Genomic DNA, 12,507 nt, shown 5'->3' on the forward strand with positions numbered 1-12,507 from the left:
ATTGAAACCGTCTTTGACCAGTTAAAAAATATAGCTCAAATTGAGCACACCAGGCATCGTAGCTGTATATCGTTTATGGTGCACTTAATCGCCGGATTGATTGCTTATACATTTAAGCAACAAAAGCCGAGCATCAATGTAACTCGGCTTTAAATCTTATGCAGATCTGAGGTTACTTATCTCGGTATGGGATTGGGTGCTGCGTCTTATAGGAAATAGTGGCAATACTCTCTCATATTTAAATAATGCTTTAAGGCTCGCTTTTTTATAACCCATCGAGTGTCTACAAAAAGAAGATCAGAGGGCTTGTGAATATTTACTATTTTTACTTAGTTAAGTCAGATGTAGTATGTATTTGCTTGATATGGATTCATATGGCAAATGAGTGCTATTAAAAAGCTGCCTTCCTTGTGCCTTATGAAAGAACAATCGTTAAATCAATATTGGAATAATCAAAATGCAAAAAACAATTGTAACCACTTTTGGGGTGTTTGCTTGTAGTTTTGCGATGGTTACAGATGCTTCTAACTTAGAGGTTTCGAAGTCTGTAGTGATGTCAGCTCCAGTAAAGGTATCAAAGCCATTACGGGAAGCGGCAAAGCCATTACCTAAAATTACTCAGCAACGTAAATTTAAAATGACTCAGTCTGGAGAGCAGGTTCCAGGTTATGATAAAACATGGGAAGTTCCTAACAGGTTTCCTTTCAAAGACGAAGATTTACGCTTACCGGAAAATTTTGTCGATCCGGTTGCACAAACTCAATTAGAAAAATCGCCTTACCGACGATTAGCACCTGAATTAGGTGTTAGTTTTGACGGTGTCGCGAACGTCACTGGTGCGGTTCCACCTGATACTAATGGTGATGTGGGCCCTAATCATTATGTTCAGAGTGTTAATGTTGCATTAGCAGTCTTTGACAAAAGTGGAAACGAATTATTAGCCCCAACAGCGATTAATGCTTTATGGACAGGTTTTGGCGGTATATGTGAAACCAACAACAATGGCGATCCTATTGTTTTGTACGATAGCGCAGCTGATCGTTGGATGATCAGTCAGTTTGCTTTAAACGGCACTGATAATCATCAGTGTATAGCTGTTTCAACCACTAATGATCCGACAGGAAGTTATTACCTTTATGATTTCGAATACGGAGAGTTAATGAATGATTATCCGCATTTTGGGGTTTGGACTGATGGTTATTACATGGGGGTTAACCAGTTCGATTCTACCAATGGATTTTCTTTCCAAGGTGGTGGTGTTGTTGCTTACGAGCGAGAAAAAATGTTAGTAGGTGCTCCTGCACAACAAGTTAAGTTTGATATGGACGGAAATGTTCCAACTGTATTTACACCTATGCCATTGGATATTGATGGCTTACTGCCACCACCTGATGGCTCTAACCAATACTTTATTTGGTCTAGTGCCGATACTGGTCAAACAGATCGTCTCCATGTTTGGGAGTTTGATGTTGACTGGAACAATACAGCTAACTCAACATTTACTCCGGTAACTACTATTAATGTTACGCCTTATGGTAGTGCTCCAGCTGTTACACAGCCAAATGGTCAAGATTTAGATTCGTTAAGTATTCGTTCTATGTTTCGTGCTGCTTATCGAAACTTGGATGGACAAGGTAAAATAGTTTTTACTCATAATATAGCTGGCCCAAATGCCGACCAAGCTGCGCTACGTTGGTATGAGATAGATGTTGATCAAGTAGCTGGAAACGCAAGCTTGGTGAATGAAGGCACTTTCGCGCCTGATACTGAGTCTCGCTGGATGGGAAGTGGCGCGATGGACGTAAATGGAAATATTGCGTTTGGTTACAGTATAGCGAGTAGCACTCGGGTACCATCAATTAATGCTGCTAGCCGTTTAGCTGGTGACCCTGCGAATACTTTAACAAATGAAATTACTTTACACACAGGCGAAGGTTCTCAGTCAGGAGCAAGCCGTTGGGGTGACTACTCCAGTATGAGTATTGACCCAACTGATGATTGTACATTCTGGTTTACCACCGAATATTATAAAGCTGGTGATGATGGATCAACGGCTTGGTCAACTCGAATTTCTTCATTTAAAGAGCCTTCTTGTACAGCGGGGCCTAGAGGTGAGTTATCAGGCACAATTACTGATGCGGATTCAGGCGATGCTATTGCCAACGCTACTGTCACAGCCGGGTTGTTCTCAACTCAGACTGATGCTGAAGGTAATTATAGCTTAACACTTCCTATTGGTGATTATGATGTTACTGCATCTCGATATGGTTGGAATGAGTCTACTCCGGTTTCGTCTACTGTAGAGGAAGAGCAAGATACGGATCGAGATATTTCGCTAACCCCAGCAGACGCTGTCGTGGTTACCGGAAATGTTTCTGATGGTGGTGGTCTAACGGCTGCATTATATGCGCGGGTTGACGTTACTGTACCTGGAAATGTATTAACTGCTTATACGAATCCTAGTACTGGAGAGTACTCTATTTCATTGTTTGAAGGCACAACGGTTGTTTTTTCTGTAAGTGAAGTTGGTTCTGGTGGCTATATGTCGGCTGATCGCGACGTACTACCTGAAGCAGGAATGAGCAATGAAGACTTTGTACTAATGCCTAATTCAAACTGTACAGCTTTAGGCTACGAATGGTCAGACCCTGCATTTTTTGAAGCTTTTGATGTATTTCCTGCTGAAGGCTGGAGCGTTATCGATGAGAACAGCGGTGGTTTAGTTTGGAGCTCTTATAGTGCTTCTGGCCGATCGCTTGGCTTTGAGTCAGATGCTGCGATCAGTGATAGCGATGCTGCTGGCCAAAGTGTGACTGGTGATACTTCCCTTGTTTCGCCAGTGATTAATGTGGCAGATTTGGGAACTACTGTTCTTGAGTTTGATTCATATTTTAGAACATTCACAGGAGCCGATTCAGTTGATATTGATATCAATGTGGATAATGGTGGCTGGACAAATATTGGCTCTTTAAGTGCAACAGCAGCAATTGAACCAAACTCAATTGATGTTGCCGCTAATATTGCTGGAGCTACAAGCTTCCAGATTAGGTTCCGTCATTATAATGCAAATTGGGAATGGTACGCTGTTATCGATAATGTTCGATTTGGCAACCGTGCTTGTGTTGTAGCTGATGGGTCGGTTGTTTCTGGTTTTGTGATTGATGCAAATACTGGTACTAGCTTAAACAACGCAGAAGTTCAGGTTGAAGGTGAGCTAGTTGCAATGTCTTCAGCGACGCCGGGTGATGATGTAATCAGTGACGGTTACTTTAGAGCATTTATTCCTACCGATGCGACAGATATTACTGTTTCATTGCCTATGTATGAGATAGCAAGTGTTGACGCCTCCGACATCTCTTTGGCAACGCCTGTTGCATTAAACGCAGGCTTACTGGAAACCAGTGCCGAAACATTGTCTGTTGAACAAACAGCAGGACGTAGCAGCTCTGAAACTCTTTCTGTTACGAACTCGGGTTCCGCTGAGGCAGAGTTCAATGCATTCTTTATTAGAGGTGATGCTACTGAGTTGATGACAGGTCCATTTCATTCAACTACACGTCACTTTGGCCCTAAAGACTTGAATGAGTTTACAACCAAGAAAATCAGACATCACGTAGAGCTCGATATAGAGAGTTTTGCCCCAGGTGATATTGTTGGTGTGTTTCCGACCGAGTTAGCATTAGGCTGGAGTATTTCTACGGATCGCAATACTGGTGAATTCTGGGTTGGTGATTTGGTCGCAGGTGGTGCAAGTGCTGATGCAATACATAAGTATGATTCGTCAGGCGTGCTAACAGGCGAAAGCATAGATGTTTCTGGATGGGTAGAGTCTTTCCATGCAGACACCGCGTTTAATCAGCGTACGGGTAAGTTGTGGTCGGTTAATGTGGGTGGCGATAATTGTATTTACGAGTTAGATACAGAAGCCCTAATATCTACTGGTAATACTATCTGTCCTGCATTTGGTGTTTCACAACGTGGTTTAGCCTATGATCCTGTAACAGATACATTCTACTCAGGCTCATGGAATGACAGCATCATTCATCAGTTTACAACCGACGGAGAACTTTTACGCTCGATAAATGTTGGGTTGGCAATTGCTGGTTTGGCTTATAATCCTGAAACCCGACACTTATTTGTTAGTGTAAACGGAGCTTCATCAGATGGCGACTTTGATATTGTAGTGCTTGATGCTGCATCTCCAACATTATTTAAACTTGGTGGGTACAACATTACTTTAGATGTTGATTCTGATGGAGTTGTTGATGATGTGATTACTGACTTTGGTCAAGCTGGTTTGGATCTTGATTGTGAAGGTAACCTGTGGATGGTTGAGCAAAATCAGCAGTTTGCTATTGGATTTGAATCTGGTGAAACCGGCGTTTGTAATTGGAATAATGTGCCCTGGTTGTCATTATCATCCATTGAAGGAGAGCTTAGTGTTGACGATGCAAATGATATTGAGGTTACTTTTGATTCAGCTGGAATGATGGCTGGAGAATATGCTGCGTCAATTGTATTTGCTAATAACACTCCTTATGGCGTTGAAACTGTACCTGTAACTATGACTTTGAATGAGCCGCAGTTTGGTTCTACACAGTTTGTTGTTACATCAGTTGATGTTAACGAAGGTGAAGATGCTACGGTAATGGTTGAGCGTGTTGGGGGAGCTGACTTCTCAATATCGGTTGATTATGCGACATCAAATGGCTCAGCTACCGCGGGAACTGATTACACTGCAACTTCAGGAACGCTGGTATGGTCTGATATGGATACCTCTGCCAAATCAATAACCGTTCCAACTTTCGAGCTGAATGAGCATAAAAGTTTTACTTTGATGTTATCCAACCCACAGGGCGGTTCCGAAATGGGGACGAAAACCACAATGGTTGTTAGTATTATCGATCAACCGAAAGGTGGTGGTGCTATTGGTGGGGCTGTGCTGGCATTCTTATCACTGATGATGATGTATCGTCGTCGTCAAACCGCAATCTAATTCTAAAGTGAACCTATTGGGAGTTACTCATGTAACTCCCAATTTTTGGAATAATATTAAGAATTAGATTTAGGAGTGTATTATGAATAAATTAATTTGTTCTGCTGGTTTGTTAATAGCAAGCTCATTAATTAGTGCAAACGATAATATTTCGTTTGACTATTTACAAGCAGGCTATTCAACAGTAGAGCTCGAAAGCTTGCCTGGTGATCCAAGTGAGTTTACAGGGTATAGCATTGCTGGCTCATATAAATGGATGGAAAACGTTTTTATTGCTGGTGAATATAATTCGACATCAGATATTGGTGTTGATGTAAACTACTCTAAGTTAGGCGTTGGTTACATTCACCCTTTAGAAAACGACATGTCAATGTTTTTGCAAGCAAATTATATTGTTGCTGAATTAGGCAGTCGACTCGCTGGTGACTTTGATGACAAGGGGTTTAGTGTTGAGGCTGGACTAAGGGCTTTGCTAACTGACAGTTTTGAATTAAAAGGTGTAGTTGAATTTCAGCGAGATGCAGATATGGATCGAAACTATGTCGTTCTGGGCGGAAACTATAACTTTAATTCTTCGCTTTCAGCTTATATTGATTATAAGACAGAGTCAGATAGTGATATTATAGTTTTAGGTGCTAGATATAACTTTTAACCATCATCAGGTGTTTGTATCTACAGGCACCTGAATTTTAACAACAGTGTATATGGTTTATTATTTGAGATTGATATGAAAAATACCGTTATAGTTATCTTAATGCTATTTACTATTGGATGTACGACTAACAATGATGAAAATATGACATCGAAAGACTCTGAGAAAAAAACGCCAAAAGTATCTAAGGTTGAAAGCAAAACATCTCAACCAATTAAACATAACGAAGGAAATGTAGAAAAGAGTGAAGAAACATATGAAGTCCCTAATCAATTTCCACTGGAAGAAAAGGGTACTTTTTGCAAGGGAAAGGATAAGGTTATTGAAAATAAAGATGATAAAACTCAAGGTGGTAAAGCTAAAGATCATAGCTCTTCTGAAAAGTGTGAAAATAAAAGTGAATAGTTTTATTCATTAGCCAGTGATAGAGTAAGTCGATTTATTCTCTCTATCTTATTTGTCCAGCTTTCAAAGCTTAATTTTCTTCTCTATTAAATCTAAAATTATTCACAGCCTTATCTGGTTAGAAAAGTTGTGAGTATCATAACGAAGTCCAGAATGTTTATTAATCAAAAATCTAGAATGTTTAGTTGCTTTTTGCCAAAGCTCAGTTGTTATTATGCGGCTGCTATAATATTAAGTGTTACGCTAGTTACTTCTATAAATTTAAGTGCCTCATCTCCAGCAAGCTTAAGTAAACAACAGAATGGTAGTCATGCTTCGGAATCAGTGGAAGACAAAATAACAATAACCTTGATTGAAGATCCTTTGTTATCGAAAGCACCTGAGACAGTATCTGCAGAAAATATAAACCTTAATGATATTATTGAACAACCTGATTCAATTTTAGATTTTATTGAAAATGCTCAAGGTGTTTCTGCTAATGGGCAGGGAGGATTATTTCAAACTTGGTCTATCCGAGGTGTGGCTAAACATAGAGTGCGAACATTAGTTGAAGGCATTCCTCTGGTTACTGAAAGAAGAGCAGGGATCTCTGCGTCGTTTATTGAGCCGACTATGCTAAGTTCAATTGATATTGTTAGAGGGCCTGTTTCAACATTTTTTGGTACGGGCGCTTTAGGGGGAGCTGCAAATATGTATATGGCTGACCCTGTTGGAACAAGAATTAGTAGTGGATTTCAAACACAAGGGAATGCACGGTATTTTTCACTATTGCATCAAGAGGGTTCTTCTGCACTTGGTATTTCTCATCGCAAGGCAGCAAATAGCGAAGCGGCTAATGGTCAAAAACTAAATGATAGGTTTGAGTTGAAAAACTTTTATTGGAAGCAGCAGTGGGATGCTGAATCAACCCACTACGAGTTCATTTGGTTGGAGGCTCAAACAGATAATATTGGTAAGTCAAATTTACGTTATCCAAGCGAACGTGTGACGACTTATCCTAAAGATGATCATCGACTGATTCGATTGTCAGCGAATCAAGAATCAGGAGCCAGCTGGGCATTATATTGGCATCCAAGCGATTTGATTTCTGAGAACGTTCGCGTTGGTGAGCGAATTAATACAAGCATTAATCAGTCTGATGACTTTGGTGCTAATTTTCGCCAACCTCTATGGTTTTCTGAACATTCCCAAACAACACTAGGTCTGGATTGGTTCGCCAGACGCTCGGTAAATGCAACCGAGAGAGAACAACAAATTAATGATGAAAATAGTCAGTGGTTTTCAATAATGAAGAGTGGGGAGCTAGATGATATAGGAATCTTTTTATCAAGTCGCTTCCAGTATAGTGATACAAATTGGCACATAGGCACTCGTTATAATTGGCATCAGGAATCCGTTGGTCATTCAAAAAGCATAACCGATGAAGCATCGAGTGTTTTTATCGGTTTAGACACAACACTATCCTCAAACTGGATATTAACAAGTAATCTTTCAAGCGGATTTCGTTTTCCAACTTTGTCGGAAAGGTTTTATACGGGAACTACAGCACGAGGTGAAGTAGTTTCTGTTACTGAGCTAGAAACTGAACGTTCTACTAACTTTGATTTAGGGGTGAAATGGTCTTATAAGTCAAGTCAGTTGCAATTGCAGATGTTTCATATGAAAGTAAATAATTATATCGAGCGGGTTAAACTTCAAGATGGTCGAAATTCATATCTCAATCGTGATCAAGGTAATATTTCAGGTCTTGAAATTCGCTATCAACAGCGTAAAAAAGAGCATTTTTGGAAAGTAGATTATAATCGATATATAGGAAAGGATGAAAACGGTCGTTGGCTTTCCGATATACCTGCAGATGAATTGACGGTGACTTATCGTTATCAAATTGAACAGTGGGATTTAGGTTTTAATTGGCGATATCGTAGAGAAAAAAGTGATGTGGGTATCGGAGAGTCGGCAACTGATGATGCTAATATTATAGCGCTGCGCCTGCAATATATGTTGGATCAACAGTGGACATTCTCGGGTTACATCGACAATGCTTTAAATAAATTATATGTTGCGTCAAATGATGATTTAGATACTTGGGCTAAAGGACGCACTGTCGGCTTTAGTGTTCACTGGACCATGCTCCCTTAATTATAGAGGGGAGGAAAGCAGTTAAAAATTGTTTTAGTTAATTCAACATTGGAATTTAGCGTAATCAAAAAAATATAATGTCTAGGCCAATCATTCTTTACTACGATAAGAGGTTAAGTAAAGAATGCTGTTCTCTTCATCACTTCCAGGATTGACGATCTAAATTAACATCGTGCAATTCACTGGTATTAAATACAGGTTGTTTCACACCAGCTTTTAATTGTTGATCGTAATCATTCAGTGCTTTTTGGCCGGTTTTAAATAAGAACGCCAGCGCAATTAGATTACCCAGTGCAAGCAATCCTACCGCTAAATCTACAGGGATTATTTACCTATCGTAAATTCTATTTATCCTGAAAATATTGCAAACAATTACTTCACAAGTAAAGACATGTCAATGCCAACTGCTGATTGTTAGCCGCTATCAAACCACTGATATACGCATCTTGCGGCAATTGATTCACTGCTTAGAATTACTAATTGCACTCTAAAAAGATATTGTTTTACGAAATAATATTTATGCAAAACGTAATAAAAATGTTGTTTTTCGCTATTTTTTAGCCTAGAGTATAGGTTCGTAATCATCAAGTGAGTGTTGTTATGTCTGCTCGTGTTTTGCTTTTATTTTTAACCTTATCAGTGGTGCTCACTGTTGCTGTGACGATGATTTCTGCTGTTGCCGCTATTGCTTTACCTTTATTGAACGAGTCTTTGTTAACTTCCTGGTCGGTGGTTTCTGGGCAGGGGAGTGAGGCTGTTATGGTTGCCGAAGCGAGCCAGTCGTCGTCAGTTGAGTTGACAGAGGGCGTACTAACCGTAAGTACCACTACGATTACTTTCGGCTTTATTCGAGCGATGAATATTTTATTAGTGGGTGGCGTTGTTACTGCAATTATCTGGAGTTTGCGTCAGGTAGTGAGTGATATTCAAAGCGGTCGTCCATTTAATTCGAGTAGTATCCGATATTTAAGGCGCACAGGCTATTTGTTGGCATTGTTACCCGCTTGGTTGTTCATGGAAGTATTTATTCGGTTTTATATGTTTTCGCCCAGTGCAGTCAGTAAGGCAGACTTTTATATGACTCATATAAAATTTTTGACAGAAGATGGAGCTCAGTATTTTATTTACCCAGATTTTGATATGGGCTACTTAGTCGCTGGCATGTTTGTTTTGGTGATTGCTCAGGCATTTAAAGTGGGACATGATTTACAACTCGACAGCGATGAAATTATCTAATGACAATTATTGTAAACCTTGATGTGATGATGGCGCGTCGAAAAATAAAGATGAAAGACTTAGCATCTGCAATGGATATATCAGCAACCAATTTGTCATTGTTGAAAAATGGGCATGTACGAGGCATTCGTTTTGCGACTTTGGAAGCTCTTTGTCGCATCCTCGAATGCCAGCCTGGTGATTTATTAGAGTATAAGGATGATTCTGAATGAAAATATTAATATTTATTTGTACATCAGTATTGCTGATCGGATGTAGAAATATAAAGACGGAACAGTTAACGACTATTCCCGAGAATGTAAAAAGTAGTATTCAAAAAGCGGTTAATAGTGGTCATCGGCCGGGTGTCGTAATTGGGCTAACTAATCCAAACGGTTCCTATTTTTATAGTTACGGAACTGCTGAGGCTGGAAAAGAAAAAGCAATTAACAAGAATACGCAATTTGCTATTGGCTCGTTAACAAAACTATTCACTTCTGAATTACTGCATCTACAGGTAAGAGATAAAGTAGTAACTTATCAAACACAGTTAAAAACAATTTGGCCTCAAGTTAACGATGGTGCCAATACTGAGTTATGGCAGCTTGCGGATCATAAAGCTGCCTTACCAAGAAAAATTTCAAGCAATGCTCTAGCGAATAATGATGCTTCAGAACTTTTAGCTCTATTGAAAAGAGAAGTCACTCTGCCGAGCAATACTCAATATTCAAATGCGGGGTTTGCAATATTAGGATTGGCTCTTATGGAAACAACTGAGGCAGATCTGTCCTCTTTACTTGAAAAAAAAGTACTCAAGCCTATGGGGCTTAAAGACACTGGCTATCAAGCTAGTTTTGAGCATTTAGCCAGTCCGCATCACGTTATGATGTCGATAAAGTCTTTTCGATCAGAAGTTCCATCTATTGCCCATGGTGCTGGAGGTCTTTATTCAACTGCAAATGACTTAATTACCTTTTTAAATGTTAAAATGGAACCTGCATCTAAAAATCTATCCAGTACAAAGTCAGTCGAAGACTTTTCATTTGAAAAACTTGGCTGGAAGAAACATCAAGATGATTCTTTTATCAGTTATTATCATGGTGGTGATGGCAACGGCTATCAGGCCTTTATTGGGTATCGACCGGATAATAGAGCTGGTGTTGTGTTATTAAGCAACTCGAGTGCTGATGATGATTTGCAGCAAATTGCTTTACACTTAATTAATCCTGGTATTGATCTGCCAGACTTTGAAACTCCTCCAGCAAGAATGCTCAGTCATGAAAGTTTAGCGCCATTAGTCGGTGAATATTTCTTAAAAAGTGATCCAGAGGGTAATTCATTTAATTTTATTAGTGATGAGGGGCAAATGATTTATCTGGAAAAAACACCAAATAATAAAGTTGTGCGTCGTACTCGATTATTTGGTGTTACCGACAAAAAATTTGAGATGGCTGAAATGCCGTTGACAATTGATTTTTCAATGTCAAAAAGTGACTCTTTCGATGCAATCATGCGCTACCAGAATAAAGTATTCTATCTGGTTAAAAAGCAATAGTCTCATTTATAAATTATTATGAGAATATTACTTCCATGATTGACGATCTAAATTAACATCTTGCAATTCACTGGTATTAAATACAGGTTGTTTCACACCAGCTTTTAATTGTTGATCGTAATCATTCAGTGCTTTTTGACCGGTTTTAAATAAGAACGCCAGCGCAATTAGATTACCCAGTGCAAGTAACCCTACCGCTAAATCGGCAAAAGCAAATACAGTGCCGAGATCTTGCAGCGAGCCCCATACGATTTGCAGCAATATAATAACGCGGTAGGCATTAAACAATGGTTTATTATTACGGCTAAAAAAGTTCAGGCCGTTTTCGCCTAAGTAATACAAATACAAAATGGTGGTAAAAGCAAACAGCATTAAAGCGATGGTGACAAAAATACCAGACCAGTCGCCTATGTGTTCGCTTAAAGCAATTTGAGTCAGTGCTATTCCGCCGATATCACCACTTAAAATATTGATGTCCGACAATAAAATGATCATGGCCGTGACGGTGCAAAGGATCATGGTGTCAATAAAAACACTGAACGATTGAACAATACCCTGATTCACCGGATGTTTAACATGGGCAACCGCAGCTACATTAGCGGCGTGACCCAATCCGGCTTCATTTGAAAATAATCCCCGCTGCACACCCATTAATATGGCAGCACCCAGGCCACCGCCTATGGCAGGTTCAAGCCCAAAGGCACTGTTTACAATAAGCATTAGAGCTTCAGGGACTTTTTCGACATTTTGGCCAATCACAAACACACCCAGTACAAAGTAACCAATGGCCATAAAGGGCACAATCCATTCGGCCACTTCGGCGATCCGCTTTATGCCACCAAAAATAATCAGTGCGGTGACAATAGCCAGAACAATGCCGGTGTAATGAGTGGGGACGCCAAAGCTTTCGTTAAATGATGACGCAACAGTGAAAGATTGCAAAGCGATGAGTGCTGTACCAACGCTTAAGGCGAGTAAGCCCGAGTAGATAACTCCCATCCATTTTTGATTCATGCCTTTGTGCATATAATAGGCCGGACCGCCGCGATAGGTGCCGTCGTCTTCCGATTGTTTAAAAATTTGGGCGAGCGTGCATTCGTAAAAACTGGTGGCCATGCCGATCAGTCCGACCATCCACATCCAGAATATAGCGCCGGGCCCGCCCAGTGTAATGGCAACGGCAACCCCAGCAATATTACCGGCACCCACGCGACCGGCGACACTTACCAGTAAGGCCTGAAATGAACTGACTCGACCCTTTTCGTGCCGCATGCCCTGCTTAAACACTTTGAACATTTGCGCAAAATATCGAAACTGCACAAATCGTGACGCGACGGTAAACCAAACGCCCACTCCGATCAGCATTACGATGAGTAGTTTGCCCCACAATATTCCGTTAACAGTATCTAACATTTGTTGATGGCCTTTTTATTGTTATTGGTTGGTCGGACACTACTTAACAGCGCTCACAATTTTCAACGAAGCAACAGTTTATTCATAAACCAGTGTTAAACACAAGCAAGCAAAATGACCATTGATATAACG

Annotated in this window: 10 protein-coding genes; 8 read left to right on the forward strand and 2 right to left on the reverse strand. The window is 40.1% G+C overall.

Annotation, left to right across the window (positions count from 1 at the left end; translation table 11 throughout):
• The 5 genes from C8D97_RS17060 to C8D97_RS17080 form a co-directional block, all read left to right on the forward strand.
• Positions 1-153, forward strand: a 153-nt coding sequence (locus tag C8D97_RS17060; protein ID WP_280951647.1) for a transposase, incomplete at its 5' end; no start/stop codon positions are given.
• Positions 154-457: 304 nt separating this feature from the next.
• Positions 458-4,996, forward strand: coding sequence for a carboxypeptidase regulatory-like domain-containing protein (locus C8D97_RS17065; protein WP_109765021.1), 4,539 nt, complete (start codon positions 458-460; stop codon positions 4,994-4,996).
• A gap of 82 nt (positions 4,997-5,078) precedes the next feature.
• Positions 5,079-5,648 (forward strand): porin family protein, encoded by a 570-nt coding sequence (locus C8D97_RS17070; protein WP_109765022.1) that lies wholly within the window; start codon positions 5,079-5,081, stop codon positions 5,646-5,648.
• Positions 5,649-5,723: 75 nt separating this feature from the next.
• Positions 5,724-6,053 (forward strand): hypothetical protein, encoded by a 330-nt coding sequence (locus C8D97_RS17075; protein WP_109765023.1) that lies wholly within the window; start codon positions 5,724-5,726, stop codon positions 6,051-6,053.
• Between the two features lie 153 nt (positions 6,054-6,206).
• On the forward strand, positions 6,207-8,192 hold the full coding sequence (locus C8D97_RS17080; protein ID WP_109765024.1) for a TonB-dependent receptor domain-containing protein: 1,986 nt from the start codon (positions 6,207-6,209) through the stop codon (positions 8,190-8,192).
• A 139-nt stretch (positions 8,193-8,331) separates the two neighbouring features.
• Here the strand turns inward: C8D97_RS17080 and C8D97_RS17085 are convergent, their stop codons facing one another.
• Positions 8,332-8,520 (reverse strand): alanine:cation symporter family protein, encoded by a 189-nt coding sequence (locus tag C8D97_RS17085; protein WP_109765025.1) that lies wholly within the window; start codon positions 8,518-8,520, stop codon positions 8,332-8,334.
• Positions 8,521-8,792: 272 nt separating this feature from the next.
• Between C8D97_RS17085 and C8D97_RS17090 the strand changes: the two genes are divergently transcribed.
• Genes C8D97_RS17090 through C8D97_RS17100 form a run of 3 tightly spaced genes read left to right on the forward strand, consistent with a single transcriptional unit; the run spans position 8,793 to position 10,962 of the window.
• Positions 8,793-9,428, forward strand: coding sequence for a DUF2975 domain-containing protein (locus C8D97_RS17090; RefSeq protein ID WP_109765026.1), 636 nt, complete (start codon positions 8,793-8,795; stop codon positions 9,426-9,428).
• Positions 9,428-9,640, forward strand: a complete 213-nt coding sequence (locus C8D97_RS17095; protein WP_109765027.1) for a helix-turn-helix domain-containing protein — start codon at positions 9,428-9,430, stop codon at positions 9,638-9,640. The genes C8D97_RS17090 and C8D97_RS17095 overlap by 1 nt, the downstream gene beginning before the upstream one ends.
• A complete protein-coding gene (locus tag C8D97_RS17100; RefSeq protein WP_109765028.1) occupies positions 9,637-10,962 on the forward strand; it encodes a serine hydrolase domain-containing protein in 1,326 nt (441 codons plus the stop codon). The genes C8D97_RS17095 and C8D97_RS17100 overlap by 4 nt, the downstream gene beginning before the upstream one ends.
• A gap of 27 nt (positions 10,963-10,989) precedes the next feature.
• Here the strand turns inward: C8D97_RS17100 and C8D97_RS17105 are convergent, their stop codons facing one another.
• Positions 10,990-12,375: an alanine/glycine:cation symporter family protein gene (locus C8D97_RS17105; RefSeq protein ID WP_109765029.1), complete on the reverse strand. Its 1,386-nt coding sequence runs from the start codon at positions 12,373-12,375 to the stop codon at positions 10,990-10,992.
• Positions 12,376-12,507: the final 132 nt, after the last annotated feature.

The sequence above is a fragment of the Pleionea mediterranea genome (assembly GCF_003148745.1).
GTDB classification, from domain to species: domain Bacteria; phylum Pseudomonadota; class Gammaproteobacteria; order Enterobacterales; family Kangiellaceae; genus Pleionea; species Pleionea mediterranea.

Bases quoted from the DNA above. Each gene is read 5' to 3' on its own strand.
- C8D97_RS17090 (WP_109765026.1), top strand. From the start codon at position 8,793: ATGTCTGCTCGTGTTTTGCTTTTATTTTTAACCTTATCAGTGGTGCTC.
- C8D97_RS17075 (WP_109765023.1), top strand. From the start codon at position 5,724: ATGAAAAATACCGTTATAGTTATCTTAATGCTATTTACTATTGGATGT.
- C8D97_RS17105 (WP_109765029.1), bottom strand. From the start codon at position 12,375: ATGTTAGATACTGTTAACGGAATATTGTGGGGCAAACTACTCATCGTA.
- C8D97_RS17070 (WP_109765022.1), top strand. From the start codon at position 5,079: ATGAATAAATTAATTTGTTCTGCTGGTTTGTTAATAGCAAGCTCATTA.
- C8D97_RS17065 (WP_109765021.1), top strand. From the start codon at position 458: ATGCAAAAAACAATTGTAACCACTTTTGGGGTGTTTGCTTGTAGTTTT.
- C8D97_RS17080 (WP_109765024.1), top strand. From the start codon at position 6,207: ATGTTTATTAATCAAAAATCTAGAATGTTTAGTTGCTTTTTGCCAAAG.
- C8D97_RS17100 (WP_109765028.1), top strand. From the start codon at position 9,637: ATGAAAATATTAATATTTATTTGTACATCAGTATTGCTGATCGGATGT.
- C8D97_RS17095 (WP_109765027.1), top strand. From the start codon at position 9,428: ATGACAATTATTGTAAACCTTGATGTGATGATGGCGCGTCGAAAAATA.